At 65.8% G+C, this 18,873-nt stretch carries 16 protein-coding genes; 11 read left to right on the plus strand and 5 right to left on the minus strand.

Annotated features, from left to right (window positions below):
• Nucleotides 1-190: 190 nt before the first annotated feature.
• The 5 genes from FHW85_RS15820 to FHW85_RS15840 all read left to right on the plus strand — a co-directional run bounded on the left by FHW85_RS15820 (nt 191) and on the right by FHW85_RS15840 (nt 5,810).
• The gene (locus FHW85_RS15820) at nt 191-1,297 is read left to right on the plus strand and encodes a carbohydrate binding domain-containing protein (RefSeq protein ID WP_168648891.1); all 1,107 of its coding nucleotides are present in this window, start codon (nt 191-193) and stop codon (nt 1,295-1,297) included.
• Between the two features lie 75 nt (nt 1,298-1,372).
• The gene (locus FHW85_RS15825; RefSeq protein ID WP_168648892.1) at nt 1,373-2,503 is read left to right on the plus strand and encodes a carbohydrate binding domain-containing protein; all 1,131 of its coding nucleotides are present in this window, start codon (nt 1,373-1,375) and stop codon (nt 2,501-2,503) included.
• A gap of 82 nt (nt 2,504-2,585) precedes the next feature.
• Entirely contained in the window at nt 2,586-3,572 is a 987-nt protein-coding gene (locus tag FHW85_RS15830) for a tail fiber domain-containing protein (RefSeq protein ID WP_168648893.1), read from the plus strand.
• A gap of 97 nt (nt 3,573-3,669) precedes the next feature.
• Nucleotides 3,670-4,596 (plus strand): hypothetical protein, encoded by a 927-nt coding sequence (locus FHW85_RS15835; protein ID WP_168648894.1) that lies wholly within the window; start codon nt 3,670-3,672, stop codon nt 4,594-4,596.
• 131 nt (nt 4,597-4,727) lie between these two features.
• Complete coding sequence (locus tag FHW85_RS15840; RefSeq protein ID WP_168648895.1) at nt 4,728-5,810, plus strand: carbohydrate binding domain-containing protein; 1,083 nt, start codon at nt 4,728-4,730, stop codon at nt 5,808-5,810.
• A 19-nt stretch (nt 5,811-5,829) separates the two neighbouring features.
• Here FHW85_RS15840 and FHW85_RS15845 read toward each other — a convergent pair whose 3' ends face one another.
• Nucleotides 5,830-6,861: a hypothetical protein gene (locus tag FHW85_RS15845; RefSeq protein ID WP_167255094.1), complete on the minus strand. Its 1,032-nt coding sequence runs from the start codon at nt 6,859-6,861 to the stop codon at nt 5,830-5,832.
• Between the two features lie 166 nt (nt 6,862-7,027).
• Between FHW85_RS15845 and FHW85_RS15850 the strand changes: the two genes are divergently transcribed.
• The 5 genes from FHW85_RS15850 to ubiE all read left to right on the plus strand — a co-directional run bounded on the left by FHW85_RS15850 (nt 7,028) and on the right by ubiE (nt 14,163).
• The gene (locus tag FHW85_RS15850; RefSeq protein ID WP_168648896.1) at nt 7,028-7,918 is read left to right on the plus strand and encodes an HAD family acid phosphatase; all 891 of its coding nucleotides are present in this window, start codon (nt 7,028-7,030) and stop codon (nt 7,916-7,918) included.
• Nucleotides 7,919-8,256: 338 nt separating this feature from the next.
• Nucleotides 8,257-9,225 carry a hypothetical protein gene (locus tag FHW85_RS15855; protein WP_168648897.1) on the plus strand — a complete coding sequence of 323 codons (969 nt, stop codon included), beginning with the start codon at nt 8,257-8,259 and terminating at the stop codon, nt 9,223-9,225.
• 61 nt (nt 9,226-9,286) lie between these two features.
• Nucleotides 9,287-11,944, plus strand: coding sequence for a glycerol-3-phosphate 1-O-acyltransferase PlsB (gene plsB / locus FHW85_RS15860; RefSeq protein ID WP_168648898.1), 2,658 nt, complete (start codon nt 9,287-9,289; stop codon nt 11,942-11,944).
• 58 nt (nt 11,945-12,002) lie between these two features.
• On the plus strand, nt 12,003-13,361 hold the full coding sequence (locus FHW85_RS15865) for an amidohydrolase family protein (protein WP_168648899.1): 1,359 nt from the start codon (nt 12,003-12,005) through the stop codon (nt 13,359-13,361).
• A gap of 46 nt (nt 13,362-13,407) precedes the next feature.
• On the plus strand, nt 13,408-14,163 hold the full coding sequence (gene ubiE / locus FHW85_RS15870; protein WP_168648900.1) for a bifunctional demethylmenaquinone methyltransferase/2-methoxy-6-polyprenyl-1,4-benzoquinol methylase UbiE: 756 nt from the start codon (nt 13,408-13,410) through the stop codon (nt 14,161-14,163).
• Between the two features lie 14 nt (nt 14,164-14,177).
• Here the strand turns inward: ubiE and FHW85_RS15875 are convergent, their stop codons facing one another.
• The 4 genes from FHW85_RS15875 to FHW85_RS15890 all read right to left on the minus strand — a co-directional run bounded on the left by FHW85_RS15875 (nt 14,178) and on the right by FHW85_RS15890 (nt 18,033).
• A complete protein-coding gene (locus tag FHW85_RS15875) occupies nt 14,178-15,209 on the minus strand; it encodes a sensor domain-containing diguanylate cyclase (protein WP_168648901.1) in 1,032 nt (343 codons plus the stop codon).
• Nucleotides 15,210-15,355: 146 nt separating this feature from the next.
• Nucleotides 15,356-15,889, minus strand: coding sequence for a hypothetical protein (locus tag FHW85_RS15880; protein ID WP_168648902.1), 534 nt, complete (start codon nt 15,887-15,889; stop codon nt 15,356-15,358).
• 340 nt (nt 15,890-16,229) lie between these two features.
• Nucleotides 16,230-16,949, minus strand: a complete 720-nt coding sequence (locus tag FHW85_RS15885) for an RES domain-containing protein (protein ID WP_168648903.1) — start codon at nt 16,947-16,949, stop codon at nt 16,230-16,232.
• Nucleotides 16,936-18,033 carry a hypothetical protein gene (locus FHW85_RS15890; protein ID WP_168648904.1) on the minus strand — a complete coding sequence of 366 codons (1,098 nt, stop codon included), beginning with the start codon at nt 18,031-18,033 and terminating at the stop codon, nt 16,936-16,938. Before FHW85_RS15890 ends, FHW85_RS15885 begins: the two co-directional genes overlap by 14 nt.
• Before the next feature lie 196 nt (nt 18,034-18,229).
• On the opposite strand from FHW85_RS15890, the gene FHW85_RS15895 reads away from it, so the two are divergent.
• Complete coding sequence (locus FHW85_RS15895; RefSeq protein ID WP_168648905.1) at nt 18,230-18,865, plus strand: TMEM175 family protein; 636 nt, start codon at nt 18,230-18,232, stop codon at nt 18,863-18,865.
• Nucleotides 18,866-18,873: the final 8 nt, after the last annotated feature.

Raw genomic sequence — 18,873 nt, forward strand, 5'->3', positions numbered from 1 at the left:
GCCATGGACATCTGGGAGGCCTTGCGCCAATGATGTTCGAGGCGGCTAACTCAAAATCCAGTAGCTAACCGTCTACGAAAGCGGGGGCGTACCAGTTTCCATTTCGACAAGGGGAGGAAACCAGCCTCGCCTTTTGTTCGAGTGTGACGTCACCGGACTGTAAGAGCTTGACCTTTCTACGGAGCATCTAATGACACAGCAACATATCGAGCTCGGCATGCAAACCGATGGCAAGGATGGCGACACAAATCGCGCCGCCTGGCAAAAAGCCGAGTCAAATTTCAATGAGCTCTATTCCGGCGCGTTGAGCACCCCGTCCTTCAAGAACCTTCTTGTCAACGGCGATTTCGACATCTGGCAACGCGGCAACAGCGGCTTTCCTACCACCGGTTATGCCTACACGGCCGATCGCTGGAAGATCCTTAGCCCTGGCTCGGCAATCATCGTCAGCCGCCAGCAGTTCGCGCCTGGGCAATCCGATATACCCAACAATCCGAGGTACTTCATCAGGAATGCGGTTACGTCGGTCGCGGGTGCGAACAACTGCTGCATACTTGCTCAGTTCATCGAAGACATCTTTCGATTGAGCGGCCAGACTGTCACCGTGTCCTTCTGGGCCAAGGCGGACGCCGCACGAAGAATTGGAGTCAGCCTGGATCAGAATCCGGGAAGCGGAGGAAGTCCTGGTGCGCAGGTTCAAGGAGCAGGACAGGCCGTGCAGCTATCGACGGCATGGCAAAGGTTTGTCCTGAACTTCACTCTCCCGTCGATCGCAGGCTTATCAATCGGCACGAGCGGAAACGACTCGACGTCGCTGAACTTCTGGCTGGATGCCGGCGGGAACTACAACGCTCGCTCGGGAAGCATCGGCCAGCAGTCCGGCGTATTTGACATAGCGCAAGTACAAGTTGAAGTTGGTCAGTATGCGACAAGCTTTGACAATCGCCCGGCAGGCTTCGAGCTCGACCTCTGCCAGCGCTACACTCGAATCGTCAACGGTGGCGGACTGACCGGCGTCACGCTCAGCCCGACCACCATTCTTTTCGCCGGCCAATGGCCCACCATGCGCGCGAACCCCACGGTCACCCTATTGAAGACCAGCTTCTCCGCAGCAACCTATGAACTCCTGGCCGGAGCGGCCTGGGTTGGGGGCTCCAATTGCGCGCTGTCCCAGCCGGGCGTCACCTCGCAAAGCATCGTCTCGGCAGTCAACGGATTCTCGGGGCTTACCTCCGGCCAACCCGTGCTCATCAATAACGTCGGCGCGAATATTCTCCTGCTTGACGCGGAACTCTGATCCCGCTGCAGAGCAGCCTGTTACCCGATGCGTCTCCAAAGCCGCTGCAAGCGGCTTTTTATTTGGACTACCCCAATGTCACAACAACACATCAACCTCGGCGCACAATCCGATGGCAAGGACGGCGACACCAACCGCCAGGCCTGGGAGAAGACCGAGCACAACTTCAACGACTTGTATGGCGGCGCCATGTCCGTGCAGGCGATGAAGAACAAACTGATCAACGGCAAACTCGACATATGGCAGGCTGGCGCCGCGGCAACGGCCACTTCGGTGAACGCGATCGCCTGGGGTCCGGATCGTTATCTCGGCCAGGCCTATAACGGCTCCGCGGGCACGGGCAGCTCGACGATCACGCTGAATCAGCAGGCCTTTGCCACGGGGCAGGACGTGGTGCCGGGCAATCCGAAGTGGTTCGCGCGCCTGCAAGCGACGGCAGTAGGCCCGCAGGGCGGCACGGGATCGATGATACGGGCGCTGCAGTACATCGAAGACGTGTCGACCCTAGCCGGCGGCATGGCCACTTTCTCCGTCTGGCTCAAGGCCGATTCGGCGCGCAATATCGGCTTCGCGCTTCATCAGTACTTTGGTACGGGCGGTTCCGCCGCAGTGGTCGCTGCCCAGACGACGTTTGCCGTCACGACGACCTGGCAGCGTTTCACCTTCACCTTCCCGGTGCCGTCTCTCGCCGGCAAGACCGTCGGCAACGACAGCAATCTCGCGCTCAGCCTCTATCTCTACAAGCAGGATAACTCGGACAATACGACGTTCGCGCCACTTGGCTCCTGGGCCACCGGCATCTATCTCGACTTCGCCATGATGCAGCTCGAAGCTGGCAGCATCGCCACGGATTTCGATGCTCGGCCGTTCGCCATCGAGGAGCTGCTGTGCAAGCGCTATTGCACGACGAGCCGGTCCCTCCTCATCGGCCGCTGGAGCTCCGCCACCAGCGTCCGCTTCTATAACGACTTTGAAGTGCCCATGCGGCGTGCGCCCAGTTGCTCGCTATTGCTCAGCGCGTTCCAGGCCGAGGCCACGCAGGTTGCGATCTATACGATCAACGGTGCGCAGCTCATTAACCTCCTGAGCGATAACCGGCGTTCTCTCATGGACGTCACTGGCACGATCAGTGGAGGCACGCCTTCGGCTGGCGCCATGGCACAGCTGAACCAGCCGCAGGTGTTTCTTTTTCGAGCCGAGTTCTGAAGCCGTGCGGTCATCTTCCTACGCCAGCTGATTCTCCGTCCGGGCGCTTCAGGCGCCCGATATCTTTTTGCCAGGAGTCGACATGGCCATTCAACTGATCAACCTCGGCACCCCGCCGAAGGGCGAGGACGGCGATACCAATCGCACCGCCCACAACAAGTGCAACGACAATTTCACCAATCTGGACAGCCGCGCCACTACCGCCCAAGCCGGCGCCGACAGTGCCAATCAGCTGGCCGGCACCGCCAAATCAACAGCCGACGCTGCCAAGGCCACCGCCGACCGGGCGCTGCCGAAGGCCAACCCGTTGTTCACCGGAAGCATCAGCAAGATCGGCGTGCCCAACGAATTCTGTTACTGCGTATCCAATACCGGCACCGACCGCGGCATCGGCGGATCGTGGGGAGAGTGGACGCAAGGCCGGACGCCAGCCATCCAGGTGGATGCGATGAGCAACGTGTCCGCCTATATGTTGGCCCGCTTCACTCGCTGGGGTGCGCGCCATCTGGCCGCTATCGACGCCTACGAAGGCGGATCGGGCAGCTCCGCGCCGCAGCTGCATTTTCACGTCGGTGGATCGCAGAATGCCTTCCAGTTCCTGGAGGGCGGCAATGCGGTCTTCGCCGGCACGTTGACGCAGAATTCGGATTATCGAATCAAGCAGGATGTCGTCGGCATCGATCCCGCCGCCGCCGCATCGAGCCTGCGGTCCGTCCGGCCGGTCGAGTATTCGGATAATCGCGAACCGCAGGACGCCCCACGCCGCGCCGGCATGATTGCCCACGAACTCGCGCAGTCGTTCCCCCTGCTCGTCGAGGGTGCGAAGGATGCGGTACGCCGATCGGTTCGCCTCGAAGGCGACACCACGCCTTATATGCCAGGGACGGAACCCGTCGACTATAAGCCACCGACGCAGGTCGAGTACGACGAGCCGGCACTTCAGAACGTCAACTACGTCGGCCTGGTGCCTTATCTCATCGCCGCATGGAAGCACACGGACGATCTTCTCCAGCAAGCCATCGCGCGTATTACCGCACTGGAGCAGCACCCCTCTGAGCCACCGGGCTGATCGTCGGCGCACTGGTATCGCCTCGCCGCTCCCGTTAGCTTGTGCACTCCCACACGGCGCCCGCTTCGATCCGGCGCCCGCTGCACAAGGACGTCGCATGAACCACCCCGCCCAGCGCTCCAACCTCCCCTGGCTCGCCGCCGTCACCGCCATGCTGATGGTGGTGGCGTGGCATTGCGTCACCTTCGGCCTGATGATGCTGCGCGCGCCGTCGGACAACGAACAGATCTTCACTTATCTGACGATGACGCTGAAGACGATCGGCGAAGGATTGCTGGTGCAGGGCGGGTTGGCGTTCCTGGTCGCCCAGTGGCACGGCGAGCGCCGTCAGGGATGGGCCTTCCAGCGGCCGCTGCTGCTGATGGCTGTGTTTGCCGGAAGCTTGCTGGGCTGGGACATCGTGATCATGGTGCTGTACCAGGGCATGTTCATGCTGTTCGGCACGGCGATGATGGGGCATGGCTTGCAGACCGGCATCTTCGCTTTCGGCCTGGCGCTGGACGTCGTGGTCATCGCATCGTCGTGGTGGCTGGCCTTGCTGGTCTGCCGAAAGGACAGGATCGCCATGCCGCCGCCGGCGGGCCAGCGCACGCGTGCGGCGGGCCTCGCCGGATGGATGCAGGCGACGGCGGTGGTCGTGGGCATGGCGCTGCTGTATCCGTTGGTCAACGCGTACGACGCCTATTCGCCGGTGATCGTGATAAGCACCTGGATCGGCGCAGTGCTGGCCGGCGCGCTCGCCTTCGGTGGCGCATGGCTTGGCTTGCCGCGCAACCTGTCGCTGGTGCGGGTGGGCCGGCTGTTGAGCGCGAGCGTGCTTGCGTTCGTGTGTGCTTATCTGCTGCTGGCCGGTGTTGGCGTCGTGGTGGCGCTGCTGATCTTCGGCGGCAGCGGCCACGTGGACGACGTAATCGCCATCGCGATCCTGGTCGCTCTTGGCCTGATCCCGCTGCTGGGCATGCTCGGCTTCCAGTGGCTGTGGACGCGCGTGCTCTATACAAAGGTGCGGCGCGCAGCGAACTAGCCCTCCGGCTAGCTTTTCATCCCGTCAAGCGGCCTTCCGGCTTCGTCCGGAACGGGCCGCTTTGCCGTGCCTGTGGCATGGCCATCCCAACCTCTTGCCGCCCACGGGCAATCTCACAGGAATCGCCATCCATGGCACAGCAGCACATCAACCTCGGCACCCAATCCGACGGCAAGGACGGCGACACCAACCGCGTTGCCTGGCAGAAGACCGAAGCCAACTTCAACGAGCTTTACGGCGGCGCGCTCAACGTCGCCACTTTCAAGAACCGCATCGTCAACGGCAGCTTCGATATCTGGCAGCGGGGCACCAGTTTCTCGTCGACGGGTTACTGCGCCGACCGATTCCTGGTGCAGCAGACCGGGACCACGATCAATGCCACGCGGCAGGCGTTTGCGATCGGCCAGTCCGCGGTGCCCGACAATCCGGCGTACTTCATGCGCTGCGCCGTCAGCTCCGTCGCCGGAGCAGGCAATGCCTGCTATCTGGCGCAGCGCATCGAAAGCGTGGCCTCGCTCGCCGGCAAGCGGGTAACCGTGTCGTTCTACGCCAAGGCCGATGCCGCCAGGAAGATCGCGCTCGAAGCCACGCAATATTTCGGCAGCGGCGGGCCGGCTTCCATCAATGCCATCGGAGTCACCAGCTTCAACGTGACCGGCGACTGGCAGAGGTTCTCCGCGACCTTCGACGTTCCCGCGCTGGTCAATACCGCCATGGGCCCGTACGGTGACGATTTCCTGCAGATCGCACTGTGGATGGATGCGGGCGGCAACTACAGCGGCCGGACGAATACGCTGGGCCAGCAATCCGGCACGTTCGACTTCGCTCAGGTACAGCTGGAGATCGGTGGCGCCGCGACGTCCTTCGACGTGCGCCCCAAGGCGATCGAACAGCAGCTGTGCAACCGCTATTGCTATGCCTTCAACGCAGCGATCGGCACGGGCATTGGGGTAGGCACGCAGCACAACGCCACCAGCACCTTCGTCCCGCTGCCGCTTCCCACGGCCATGCGTGCCTCGCCGTCGATGCGCAATCTCGGATCGCCTATTCGCTGGGTGGGTGCAGCTTCCAATACGAGCGACCCCGCGCTGGGCGTGATCAATCAGGGGCTGGTATGCCTGATTTTCACGGTGTCCGGCGGCGCGCAATGGTCCAGCGGCTATGCGGCTTCGTCGGGCGGTCCGCTTTATCTGTTGACGGAAGCGGAGTTGTAACGGCCGAGGGACTGCGCGATTAAATCAGCCGCTCCGCCTCCAACTCACTCTTGAGATACGCATAGTAAATCGGCGCCGCCACCAACCCCGGCAGCCCGAATGCCGCCTCCACCAGCAACATCGCCACCAGCAGCTCCCACGCACGCGAACGGATCTGCGTCCCGACGATGCGCGCGTTGAGGAAGTATTCCAGCTTGTGGATCAGGATCAGGAAACCCAGCGCCGCCACACCCACGCCCAGCGATACCGACAGGCCGGCGATGGTGATGGCGGTGTTGGAGATCAGGTTGCCGATCACCGGCAGCAGGCCGACGATGAAGGTGAGCACCACCAGGGTCTTGGCCAGCGGGATGTGATAGCCCATCAAGGGCATCACGCCGAGCAGGAAGATCGCGGTGAACACCGTGTTGATCAGCGAGATCTTGATCTGCGCGAACACGATGTTGTGGAAGGCCTCGGCCAGGCGCTGGCAGCGCAGGCCGAGCGCGGCGGCCAGCGGGCCGACCTGGTGCGCGGGGCGCGTGCGGCTGAGCGCGACGATGCCGCCCAGCACCATGCCGATGATGATGTGCACCAGCACGCGGGCGGTTTCCTTGCCCAGCGACTGCAGGCTTACCGAGTGCTTGTGGGTGAGTTCCAGCGCCATCACGCGCAGCTCGTCCACGCTGTCCGGCAGCCAGCCCACCACGGCGGCGGGCAGCTGCTGGCGGGCTTTTTCCACCAGCGGCATCAGCTGGTCCTGCCACAGCAGTTCCGGGTTGCCCAGCTCGGTGCGGAAGAAGCTCAGCGCGCCGAGAATCAGCAGGATCAACAGGCCGACCACGATCACCGCCAGCAGCGCCACCACCAGCACGCGCGCGCGGTCGCCGGGGATGCGCTTGCCGAGCAGCGGCGCGCTCGATTGCACGATCTCGTACACCAGCAACCCGGCGAACAGCGCCGGCAGCAGGCGCAGGCACAGCACCAGCAGCAGGGCGGCGCCGGCCAGCACATAGGTGGTGATGCGGATCGGCAGGCTGGGCTGGCGAGGCTGGGGCAGGCTGGTTTCCATGCGGGCTTGGGGCAGTCCAGGGAGCCCGCAGTCTGTCAGCAGCGCATGGCGGTCGCCACCCCGGGAAGGCAGGGGTGGGAGCGTGGCTTCAGGAAAGCCGGCAGGGTCTTTCCCCTGGCGTAAACTGCGGCGATTCTGTCCGCTCGCTTTATCTACAGGGAAAACCATGCGTATTCGTCTGACGGCGTCCTGCGCCGCCCTTGCCCTGCTCGCCGGCTGCTCGGCTCAGCATGCCGCCAAGCCCTCCGATGTTGCGCCAGCCACGCAGGCGGCGGCCGCCAGGCCCGCCGCCGACGACAACCTCAACGCCGTGGCCTGGTCGCAAAGCGCGATCGAGCACGACCTGATCTACCTGCAGACCTACCGCGACGCCCAGGCCCGCCTGCCGGCCGCGCTGAAGGACAGGAGCTGGGACGCGCTGAGCAAGGAAGACCGCGCCGCGCCGCTGAAGAACCAGAAGCCCGCGGTGGTGCTGGATATCGACGAGACCGTGCTGGACAACTCGCCCTACCAGGCGCGCCTGATCCGCAGCGGCGGCGAATTCAACGAGGCCGACTGGGCCGCCTGGTGCAAGGAGCAGAAAGCGCGCGCCCTGCCGGGCGTGGTGGAGTTCACCCAGTTCGCTGCCAAGCATGGTGTGGCCGTGATCTATATCTCCAACCGCGCCAAGGATCTGGACGAAGCGACCCTGGGCAATCTGCGCAAGGCGGGCCTGCCGGTGTCCGGCCCGGAAGCCTTCCTGGGCCTGGGCACCTTCGTGCAGGACTGCGAGCAGATCGGCACCGAAAAGGGCTGCCGCCGTCAGCAGATCAGCAAGAAATATCGGGTTTTGATGCAATTTGGCGACCAGATCGGCGATTTTGTCACCGTGCTGGCCAACAACGCCGAGGGCCGCAGCAAGGCCATGGCGCCGTATCTGAACTGGGTCGGCACGCGTTGGTTCGTGCTGCCGAACGCCACCTATGGCTCCTGGGAGCCGGCCCTGTTCAACAACGACTGGTCCGCCCCGCGCGAAGAGCGGCATCGCCTGAAAGTCAACGCCTTGCGCGTGGACTGAGATTCTCGATCACGAACAATCAATAACTTAGCGCACCTAACGAAAGTGTTGCCTTAGCTTTCAGGATGCGGTTAAGATCGCCGCGCCGACCCTGCTGCTGACCACAGATTCTGCGGGCAAGGCCATTTCCCTTCCGGCTCTGCCGGATTACCCCGCGAGGCCCAACGCCCGCGGGGTTTTCTTTTGCGCGGTTCACGGATCGTGAACGGCGCAGCGGATTTGGCACCCTCTGCCCTTGTCTCGCCGAAGCGGGCGCCCTTACGCTCCGCCGCTCATCGCCCTGCCCGCCTGGTCCTACCCACCGACGGTGCGGCGATCCACTCCGCGAGATCCCTCCCATGCGTCATCGTCCGCTCCGTCTTCTACTGCCCGGGCTGCTGGCCGTGGCCGCATTGGCGGCCTGCCATGACAAGGACAAGCAGAAGGAAGCCGAACTCACCGGCGGCGCCACGCCGGAGGCGGCGATCCAGGACGAAGTGAAGCTGATCCGCGCCGGCGACTTCGCCGGCTTCTGGAAGCACTCCCTGCCCGCGGCCGACTACGCCACCCTGCGCGCCGACTGGCCGCGCGAGCACGCCGTCGAACCGCCCAGCGCGGAGGACCGCGCGCAGTTCGAGGCGAAGATGAAGGAGCTCACCGAACCCGGCGCCGAGGACAAGCTCTATGCGGAAGCCAGGCCCAAGCTCGCCCAGCTGCAGCAGCAGTACAGCGACCAGCTGCCGGTGATGCTCGGCATCGGCCAGGGCATCGCGCGTACCGCGATCGATCAAAGCCACGCCATGACGGCGGTGCAGAAGAAGCAGGCCAACGACGTGCTCGACGTGGTGGTGCCCTGGGCACAGCAGCAGTCGTGGTTCGACCAGGCCAAGGCCAGGCAGGCGATCGCCACCCTGGTAGCCACCGCGCGCAAGCTCGACATCAAACATGCCGACCAGCTGCGGGCGCTGGATTTCGACACCGCGATGCAGAAGTACAGCACCGGCTATCTCGGCCTGCGCGACGTGCTGGCCATCTACGGCCTGTCGCTGGACCAGGCGCTGGATTCGGTGAAGGTGACCACGCTGGAAAACGCCTACGGCTATGCGCGGGTGAAGATCGACTACGTGCTGCTGGGCAAGCCGCTCAGCACCGAGTCCACCCTGATGCAGCAGGACGGCCGCTGGTACAGCGAAGACCTGCTGAAGAACGTGCGCGATGCGCATCAGCGCCTGAGCACGCCCGCCGTCGCGGCGAGTGCGCCGATGCCGGCAGCTGCGGCCAGCACGCATGCGGCCACCGCGCCGGCGACCGCACCGCCCAAGCGTTAAGAGCTCGTTGCCCCAAACCCCGCCTACCGGAACGGGCGGGTTCACCCGGTACAATGCGCGGATGCTGAACATGTCGACCGCGGAACTTCCCGCCCGCAGCCGTGCGCCCTGGTGGTTCAACCTGGCCGGGCAATTGCTCGAACCCTGGTTGCGCCTGCGGCGCGACCCGGCCGAACCCGCGACCCTGCTCAAGCCCGGCCTGCCGGTGTGCTACGTGGTGGAACGCGATGGTTTCTCCGACGCGCTGATCCTGGAACGCGCCTGCCGCGAAGCCGGCCTGCCCAGCCCCATGCAGCCGCTGCAGGGCACGCGCCGCCGCCGCTCGATGTTCGCGCTGGTGCGCCGTGACGGCTGGCTGTTCGGCCGCAACCGCCACCGTGCGCCCACCGAAACGCTGAGCCAGCTGGTGCGCACGCTGGAGGCCGACCCGGAGCGCGACATCCAGATCGTGCCGGTGTCCATCTATGTGGGCCGCGCGCCGAACCGCGAGTCCGGCTGGTTCAGCGTGCTGTTCTCCGAGAACTGGGTGATGGTCGGCCGCTTCCGCCGCCTGATCGCGCTGCTGCTCAACGGCCGCGACACCGTGGTGCATTTCTCCACGCCCGTGTCGCTGCGCTCGGTGATGACCGAAGCGGGCGACATCCAGCAGCCGGAGCGTTTCGCGCGCAAGATCGCCCGCGTGCTGCGCACGCATTTCCGGCGCATCCGCGCGGCCGTGATCGGACCCGACCTTTCGCACCGCCGCACCGTGGTCGATTCCGTGCTCAATGCGGAACCGGTCCGCGACGCCATCGCCGCCACCGCTGCGCGCGAGAACATCAGCCCCGCCAAGGCCTGGCGCAAGGCGCACGACATGGCGATGGAAGTCGCCGCCGACTACTCGCACCCGGTGGTGCGCTCGGTGTCGTTCCTGCTCTCCAATTTCTGGAACAAGCTGTACGACGGCATCGCCATGCATCACTTCGACAAGGTCCGCGCCGCCGCGCCGGGCCACGAAGTGGTGTACGTGCCCTGCCACCGCAGCCATGCCGACTACCTGCTGCTGAGCTATCAGCTGCACCAGGCCGGCGTGGTGGTGCCGCACATCGCCGCGGGCGTGAACCTCAACCTGCCGGTGATCGGCCCGCTGCTGCGCCGCGGCGGCGCGTTCTTCCTGCGCCGCAGCTTCAAGGGCAATGCGCTGTACTCGGTGGTGTTCAACGAATACCTGGCGCAGCTGATCGACCGCGGCGTGCCGATCGAATACTTCATCGAAGGCGGCCGCTCCCGCACCGGCCGCCTGCTGGCGCCGCGCGCCGGCATGCTGGTGATGACCGTGCGCGCCTTCCTGCGCGCGCCGCGCCGCCCGGTGCTGTTCCAGCCGGTGTACATCGGCTACGAGAAGCTGATGGAAGGCAAGAGCTACGTCGGCGAGCTGTCCGGCAAGGCCAAGGAAAAGGAATCGCTGATCGGCCTGCTGCGCGGCCTGAAAGTGCTGCGCCAGCGCTACGGCCACGTCGCGCTCAACTTCGGCGAACCGATCGAGCTCAATCCGCTGCTCGACGCCGCCAGTCCCGACTGGCGCACCGCCGGCGGCGATCCGGACGTCAAGCCGGAATGGCTCAACGGCCTGGTCGACGACCTGGCCGAGAAGATCCACGTCAACATCAATCGCGCCGCCGACGTCAATCCGATCAACCTGCTGGCGCTGGCCCTGCTGGCCACGCCCAAGCACGCGATGGCGGAGAACGACCTGCTCGCCCAGCTGGAGCTGATGAAGGCGCTGCTGGAAGAGTTGCCCTATTCCGACCGCATGACCCTCACCCCGATGGACCCGGCCGGCATCATCGCCTACGGCGAACAGATGGGCTGGATCAGCCGCGTGCGCCATCCGCTCGGCGACGTGCTGATGACCGAGGGCGAGCAGGCGGTGCTGCTCAGCTACTTCCGCAACAACGTGCTGCACCTGATGGCCACTGCCGCATGGGTGGCCTGCTGCTTCCTCAACAATCGCCGCATGACGCGCGCCTCGGTGCTGCGCCTGGGCCGCATCATCTATCCCTTCATCCAGGGCGAGCTGTTCCTGCCGTGGGATACGGACGGCTTCGGCCAGCAGGTGCAGGCCACCATCGATTTCTTCGTGCGCCGCGGCCTGCTGGAAGCCACCAGCGAAGGCCGCGTGCTGGAACGCGGCCCCGGCCAGGACGATGCCGCCTACCAATTGCGCGCCATCGCGCGCAGCCTGATCCAGGCCTTCGAGCGCTACTACATCACCATCGCCGCGCTGGTGAAGAACGGCCCGCACGTGCTCACGCCGGCGGAGCTGGAGAACGCCTGCACGCTCACCGCGCAGCGCCTGGCCCTGCTCAACGAGCTGTCCGCGCCGGAGTTCTTCGACAAGGCGCTGTTCCGCGGCTTTATCCAGAAGCTGCGCGAGAGCCGCATCATCTGGACCGACGAAGGCGGCAAGCTCGATTACGACACCGCGCTGGAAGTGATGGTGCGCGATGCGCGCGTGATCCTTGCGCGCGAAGTGCGCCATTCCATTCTCAAGATGACGCCCGGCGGCGACAGCGAGAAGGACGAGCAGCGTCCCGCGCCGCTGGCCGAAGAAGCCGTACAGACGGCCGAACCGCCGGCCGCCGGGCCGCCCGCGGCCGACGAGCCGACCACCAGCGAAACCCTGCACGAGCGCCACGTCGACACGGAACGGCACGAGCACCACAAGCCGCAGCCATAAGCGGATGGCGGCGGGCCTCCGGTCCGCCTAGGATGCGGCTTCCGCCAAGGAGGTCGCCATGCACGCCCGTCTCGCCTTCGCAGTCGCCGCCGTCGCCATGCTTCCGCTGACCGTGCGGGCGCAGGAAGCTCCGCCAGCCGGCGGCCACGACCTCAGCGTGCTGCGCTGCGCGCGGCTGTTCGATCCGGCGGCGGGCAAGATGCTCGGCCAGTCCACGCTGATCGTCGAGGACGGCCGCATCAAGGAAATCCGCAGCGGCGCGGTCGACCCCGAGCCGTATCGCCAGGCCGCCGCGGGCCGGCGCTTCGCCTACGTCGATACTGGCGACAGCACCTGCCTGCCCGGCCTGATCGACTCGCACACCCACCTCACCTCCGAAACCAGCCCCACCGGCTTCACCGACCAGTTCCGCTGGAACGTCGCCGACTACGCCGTGCGCTCCACCGTCTATGCGCGGCGCACCCTGCTGGCCGGCTTCACCACAGTGCGCAACCTGGGCGACGGCCAGAACGAATCGATCGCGCTGCGCAATGCCATCAATGCCGGCGTGGTGGTGGGCCCGCGCATCTTCACCGCCGGCAAGCCGATCGGCTCCACCGGCGGCCATGCCGACCCCACCGACGGCTACCGCATGGACCTTGCCGGCGACCCGGGCATCAAGGACGGCATCGTCAACAGCCCGGAAGACGCCGTCAAAGCCGTGCGCCAGCATTACAAGGACGGCGTGGACCTGCTGAAGATCATGCCCTCCGGCGGCGTGCTGGACGAAAGCGCCAGCGTGGACAACGCGCAGATGACCATCGAGGAGATCAAGGCCGTGGTCACCGCCGCGCACGACTATGGCTACACCGTCGCCGCACACGCGCACGGCGCCGAGGCGATCCGCCGCGCGGTGCTGGCCGGCGTCGACTCGATCGAGCACGGCACCTTCATGAACGACGAGGACATGCAGCTGATGAAGCAGCACGGCACCTGGTACGTGCCCACCATCACCGCCGGCAAGTACGTGCAGCAGATGGCTGGAAAGCCCGGCTACTACCCGCCCCAGGTGGCGGCCAAGGCGAAGCAGGTCGGGCCGATCATCCAGGCCACCGCGGGCAAGGCGTACAAGGCCGGGGTGAAGATCGCCTTCGGCACCGATGCCGCGGTCTATCCGCACGGCCAGAACGCGCGCGAATTCCAGTACATGGTCGAGGCCGGCATTCCGCCCGTGGCGGCGCTGCAGGCGGCAACCACCCACGCGGCCGAGCTGCTGCACAAGTCGGACGAACTGGGCCAGATCGCCCCGGGCCGCCATGCGGACGTTATCGCGGTACCCGGCAATCCACTGGACGACATCAAGGCCATGCAGCAGGTGAGCTTCGTGATGAAGGACGGGGTGATCTACAAGATGGACGGCAACGTTTTCGAGCCCTGAGACACCGGCCGGGGCGCCGGAACAGGCCATCCTGTAGCATATGCCCATGAGCGAACAGCAGCCCAAGACCACCCATTTCGGTTTCCGCGACGTCCCGGTCGGCGACAAGCAGAAGCTTGTCGGCCGCGTCTTCACCTCGGTGGCCGGCAGCTACGACCTGATGAACGACCTGATGTCGTTCGGCGTGCACCGCCTGTGGAAGCGCCATTTCGTGGCAATCAGCGGCGTGCGCAAGGGCGACCGCGTGCTGGACCTGGCCGGCGGCACCGGCGACATCGCCGCGCTGCTCAAGCCGGTGGTCGGCGCCGAGGGCGAGGTGGTGGTGGGCGACATCAACGCCGCCATGCTTACGGTCGGCCGCGACCGCCTCACCGACCGCGGCCTGGTCGGCGGCCTGCGCTGGGCCCAGCTCAACGCCGAATGCCTGCCGTTCCCGGACAACAGCTTCGATGCGGTGACCATGGCCTTCGGCCTGCGCAACGTCACCGACAAGGACAAGGCCCTGGCCGACATCTGCCGCGTGCTCAAGCCCGGCAGCCGTGCGCTGGTGCTGGAATTCTCCAAGGTGCAGAGCGAGCTGTTCGGCAAGCTGTACGACTTCCACTCGTTCAAGGTGCTGCCGAAGCTGGGCCAGCTGTTTGCGGGCGACGCCGACAGCTACCAGTACCTGGCCGAATCCATCCGCAAGCATCCGGACCAGCAGACGCTCAAGGGCATGATGGAGCGCGCCGGTTTCGGCAAGGTCGAGGTGCGCAACCTCACCAACGGGATCGTGGCGATCCATAAGGCCTACAAGCTGTAAGCCCCCGCGCGCGCTCAGGCGATGCCGGCCGCCATGCGCTTGCGCTGGCGCTTGTCCGCATACATGGCCGCATCGGCCTGCGCGATCAGGGCTTCGGCGTCGTGCGCATCGCGCGTGGCGACGATCATGCCGATGCTGGGGCCGGCATAGTCGATCGCCGCACCGGCCAGTCCGAAGTGCCCCGACGTGGCGAGCTGCAGGCGCGCACGCATCGCCATCGCGGCGACCTCGGCATCGCTGTCATGCGGCGTGTGCGACAGCACCACGAATTCGTCGCCGCCCAGGCGCGCCACGAAATCCCCGGCGCGCAGGGCGCTCTGCAGGCGCCCGCCGATCGCGGCGAGGAACTGGTCGCCGACCTCGTGGCCGTAGCAGTCGTTGATCGCCTTGAACTTGTCGAGGTCGACGAAGGCCACCGCCAGCGCGCCGCCCTCGCGTCCCAGCGCGGCCAGCCGGCGCCGCATCTCGTCCATCAGCGCGCGGCGGTTAGGCAGATGGGTGGTGGCATCGGTCAGGGCGCTGACCGCCAGCGAATCGTTGGCCTGGCGCAAGGCGTGCACCAGCCGCTCGCGCTCGATCTGCTGGCCGATCAGGCGCGAGAACATGTAGAGAATCTTTTCCGCGCCATCGGCCAGCGGCTTGCGCTCGCCGCTGGCGGCGCAGAGCGTGCCGTACAGCGTGCCGTCCTCGATGCGCACCGGCGTGCTGGTGTAGGTGGCGATGCCCAGCGCCATCGCGGCTTCGGAGTCGGCCCAGCAGTTGGCCACGTCGTCGGTGTAAAGACGGCCTTCCTCCAGCGCGCGCTTGCACAGGGTGCCTTCCCAGGGCACTTCCAGGCCCTCCGGAATCTGCAGGCGCAAGGTATTGCGCGCGTACACCACGTGCTGCACGCCCGCCGTAGTGTCGATCCGCGTGAGGTAGGTGGATTCCAGGCCGGTCACCGCCTGCAGAAGTTCCAGCAGCGGACGGACCAGTTCCTCCAGCGATTGCGCGCCGGTAACGGAATCCGCAAGCACACTGACGAAATCGATGGATGCGTAGCTCATGGGGAGCGGCGATAACTTGCGGCGACGACTCTCATCGCATGGCTTCTGTCACAAAGGAAGGGCGGCCGCCGGTGACCATAAAACGCGCCGCCGTGTCTTGCAACGGCGGTGAGCGCGAACGGATTCACATCGACGACAGCCAGCCCTTACGGATTCGCCGGTGCGGGCAAGTCGCCGCGCAGCTCGCGCCGCATCGCAAACAGCGCCGCCATCCACAGCCCCACGCAAGCCATGAACACCGCAAACGCATTGCCCATCGGCTGCGGCATGCACATGCCCAGGATCGAGGTGAACACCAGCGCCGCGCCGAGCACGTAGAACTGCCGGAACGGAATGCCATACGCCATCGGCAGGAAGTGCAGGCCGGCGACCAGCGCAATCGCCGCGAGCTTCAGTTCCGGATGACCGAGGTTATTGGCCACGTTGATCGCGATCAGGATGCCGACGCCCTCGCCGATGGTGGCCCACTGCACCACCTTCTCGGCACGCTGCGTGAGCTTGCGGATCTGCCCTTCCCTGGAAATGGCCCGATGCACGCTGCGCGCATACACCGCGAACGCCGCAAACACCGCTACCGGTATCGCCAGGTACGGACTGCGCGCGCTGTCGAGCTGGACGATGCCGGCGACGGCGAACACCGTGCCCCAGAAACTCATGATCATCGCGCCCCAAAAGCCCATGCCGCCTTCCCCTTCCTGGTGATTGTCGATCGAACGATGGCTGCCATCGGCTGCGCGAAGCCGGCGTGGCTCGCGCAGTGACGGTTGATCTGCAGATGTTCCCCTTGGCTCTGCGGCCTTGGCAGCGATGGCGCTGCCACTGGGTGGAGAGGTCCAGCTTCACCATGCGCCATGGCGGCCCACAACAGAAAGCCTGCGACTTACGCGGAGCATTCGCTTCGGGCAGGGCCGCCGCATCGGTGATGCTGCGTATCTCATCATGCCGGCGGGACGCGCCCCAATCGCCGGCGTCATCGGGAAGATATGACAGGCGTCAGGACGCCGGTTGGTGCGTGCCTGTTCAGATCGCACCGGGCTCCGGTTCGTAGTCGCCGCCGGCCGGATCGGCCAGCCACGCGTATCCCGCATGGGCCAGCGCATCGGCAATGAAAGCCTCGCCTTGCGGCGTATCGAGTGCGATGACCTGGATCAGCGACCAGTCCTCGCGCTGAAACGGCGGCTCGTAAAGCAGATAGACCACGGCATGCGGCGCCTGGATCGACGGCCAGCTCAGCCCGCCATGCTCGAAGCCCGCCGCCCGCACCTGCTCGTAGACGGCCAGCGCCGCCGCGTGGGTATCGCGATGGTCGGCGGTACTGATCAGCTCGCGCCAGCGCGCCTCGCGCCACGAATCCGGGTCCGGCACCACGATGCGCCGATCCGGCAGCCCCAAGGGAATGATCTCCAATGGACGGCGCAGCTCCACCAGCGCAAGGCACTGCCCCCGTAATTTGTGCCGAGGAAGATAGACCTGGCGCTTCGGATAGATGGCGGCATGGCGCAGCAGCGCCTCGAACAGCGCACCCGCCGACGTGGTTGCCGCGTAGAACATGCCTAGCGCCGGGGCCCTGGCCACCAGCGCCGGTTGAATGGCCATGCGCGCGGTGGAGCGCGGATTCGCGCTCAGCGGATCGACCGGACTGCCGTCCTGCAGCCGCGCCGGATGCACGCGCGCATAGATCGTCGCGGGCATCGTGTCGAAAGCGATCCGCTCGAGCAGTGCGTCCTCACCATGCGTCATGCGTGTCCGCCCCCGTCATGGCGCGAGCGGCCTCGATCACTGCGGCGGGCTCGGTGGCGAAGACGTCCGCGGGCGCACGCGCCGCGCCGTTCGCGCCGGCGAGAGCCAGCGTCGGGCCATGCAGCCAGAAGGCGCGGCGCCAGCCGCCCTTGTCCGCTTCGGGGGTGAAGTCCGGATTCGCCGACAAGGCGGCCAGCAGCTCCTTGACGAAGGGCCGGATCGCGCCGGTCTCGTCGAACTGGAACGTCGGATGGCGGAACGTGCGCTCGTTGGCGGACCAGACGCCGAACAGCTCGCCGCGGTCGCGGCGGTCCTTCGCCCACTGGCCCTTGTTGCCGGCCTTGCTGCCATGGCTTTCGCCGACCTCCGCCGAGGTCGGCCAGCCCAGGCCGAGCAGCTGGTCGCGCAGCGCGGCCGAAGCCTGGACGGGTGTCCGCGCCGGTGCGCTGATCGCGACAGGGCTGGTTTCGGCTTCGGTGGCTGTCGTGGCACGGAAGCTCCGGCTGAAACCTTCGAACAGCGAACGCAGCGTGGCGCTGGGATCGTACTGTTCGATCTCGAACAGCACGCCGGACGACGAGCCGGCCTGATCCGCACGCTTCAGCATGCGGCTTGCCCGCTCCGCAAGCTCGGTGGCGCGCACTTCCTGCACGGCCTGGTCGGCGAACAGTTCGAAGTAGCGGACTGCCTGCGGGCTCCTGTCCTGGCGAAGCCTGGGCGACTTGCCGGCGGCTGCCGGCTGATCGAACGCGTCCATGCGGCGGGTGGCCTCCAGCAGCTTTCTGGCCAGCTTCTCCAGCTCGGCGATCTCGGTCCTGCTCAACCAGTCGGCATCGCTGTCGGGGCGGAACACGCGGAGCACGCCTTTGGAGTCCGGCCTGCCGAGACCTGGCGACGCGGCTCCCGCGGAGCGGATGAAGGATGCCAGCGGACGGCTGCCGAAACGAATGTCGCCATCGGCCGGAATTTCCATGATCGCCACGTGGCCATGGATGCTCATGTCGCGTCTCCTTCCAGCCATGGGGTACACGGCCGCATAAGCATGGTGCCCCATCTTATTCTCCTTATCAAGCTTATCCTGCATGAATCCCTCGGCCCCCATCTTAGGGCGGCCGGGCACGGCAAGGAATCACGAACACTCCCAAATATCGATGAAATTCATTGAGATAGATCGCACCGGCTCGTACACGTCTGAGCCATGGCTGCCCGAAGGCCCGCTTCGCTAGACAACGCCCCCGCTCTCCCGCAGCATCCCGCCCGATCCAGGGGAGCCGCACCGCATGAGCAACAACGCCTCGCAACTCGAACGCCTCACTTTCTTTTCCGACGCCGTCTTCGCCATCGCCATCACCCTGCTGATCATCGAGGTGCACGTGCCGCACGTGGGCGCCATCGACGATGCGTCGTACTGGCAGGCGCTGGGCGAGCTGCGCGGGAGCCTGCTGGGTTTCATGCTGAGCTTCCTGGTGATCGGCCTGTTGTGGATGGCGCATCACCGCGTATTCGGACTGCTGCACGACTACAGCCCGAAGATCATGTGGCCGAACCTGCTGTTGCTGATGACGGTGGCCTTCATGCCCTTTGCCACCGCCTTGATGAGTTCCAACCCGCGGGCGCGCGTGCCGGAGCTGATTTATTCGGGCACCTTGCTGGCGGCTGGCCTGTTGCAGCGCCGCCTCTTCAACATGGCGTTGCGCTCGCCGCACGTGCGCACCGACGTGCCCACCGAGGAAGTCGAAGCCGCGCGCTGGCGCTCCTGGGGCCTGCCGACGACCGCCGCCCTGTCGCTGATCGCCGCGTGGTACGCGCCGGGCTGGAACAATTTCCTGCTGCTGGGCATTCCTGTCATGGTGCGGCTGTATGCTGCCGCCGGCCGGCGCCGCGCACTGCGCCAACAGGCGGTGGCCGGCGCCTGATCGCTCCC

The organism is Dyella sp. SG609, assembly GCF_012275375.1.
Classification (GTDB): Bacteria; Pseudomonadota; Gammaproteobacteria; order Xanthomonadales; family Rhodanobacteraceae; genus Dyella_D; species Dyella_D marensis.

What these genes read in the sequence shown, in the direction of transcription:
- FHW85_RS15845 (WP_167255094.1), bottom strand. Translation starts at nt 6,861, where the DNA reads ATGGAAACCAGCCTGCCCCAGCCTCGCCAGCCCAGCCTGCCGATCCGC.
- FHW85_RS15855 (WP_168648897.1), top strand. Translation starts at nt 8,257, where the DNA reads ATGCGTCATCGTCCGCTCCGTCTTCTACTGCCCGGGCTGCTGGCCGTG.
- FHW85_RS15830 (WP_168648893.1), top strand. Translation starts at nt 2,586, where the DNA reads ATGGCCATTCAACTGATCAACCTCGGCACCCCGCCGAAGGGCGAGGAC.
- FHW85_RS15875 (WP_168648901.1), bottom strand. Translation starts at nt 15,209, where the DNA reads ATGAGCTACGCATCCATCGATTTCGTCAGTGTGCTTGCGGATTCCGTT.
- FHW85_RS15880 (WP_168648902.1), bottom strand. Translation starts at nt 15,889, where the DNA reads ATGGGCTTTTGGGGCGCGATGATCATGAGTTTCTGGGGCACGGTGTTC.
- FHW85_RS15840 (WP_168648895.1), top strand. Translation starts at nt 4,728, where the DNA reads ATGGCACAGCAGCACATCAACCTCGGCACCCAATCCGACGGCAAGGAC.
- FHW85_RS15865 (WP_168648899.1), top strand. Translation starts at nt 12,003, where the DNA reads ATGCACGCCCGTCTCGCCTTCGCAGTCGCCGCCGTCGCCATGCTTCCG.
- FHW85_RS15890 (WP_168648904.1), bottom strand. Translation starts at nt 18,033, where the DNA reads ATGCAGGATAAGCTTGATAAGGAGAATAAGATGGGGCACCATGCTTAT.
- FHW85_RS15825 (WP_168648892.1), top strand. Translation starts at nt 1,373, where the DNA reads ATGTCACAACAACACATCAACCTCGGCGCACAATCCGATGGCAAGGAC.
- FHW85_RS15895 (WP_168648905.1), top strand. Translation starts at nt 18,230, where the DNA reads ATGAGCAACAACGCCTCGCAACTCGAACGCCTCACTTTCTTTTCCGAC.
- FHW85_RS15835 (WP_168648894.1), top strand. Translation starts at nt 3,670, where the DNA reads ATGAACCACCCCGCCCAGCGCTCCAACCTCCCCTGGCTCGCCGCCGTC.
- FHW85_RS15820 (WP_168648891.1), top strand. Translation starts at nt 191, where the DNA reads ATGACACAGCAACATATCGAGCTCGGCATGCAAACCGATGGCAAGGAT.
- FHW85_RS15850 (WP_168648896.1), top strand. Translation starts at nt 7,028, where the DNA reads ATGCGTATTCGTCTGACGGCGTCCTGCGCCGCCCTTGCCCTGCTCGCC.
- plsB (WP_168648898.1), top strand. Translation starts at nt 9,287, where the DNA reads ATGCTGAACATGTCGACCGCGGAACTTCCCGCCCGCAGCCGTGCGCCC.
- FHW85_RS15885 (WP_168648903.1), bottom strand. Translation starts at nt 16,949, where the DNA reads ATGACGCATGGTGAGGACGCACTGCTCGAGCGGATCGCTTTCGACACG.
- ubiE (WP_168648900.1), top strand. Translation starts at nt 13,408, where the DNA reads ATGAGCGAACAGCAGCCCAAGACCACCCATTTCGGTTTCCGCGACGTC.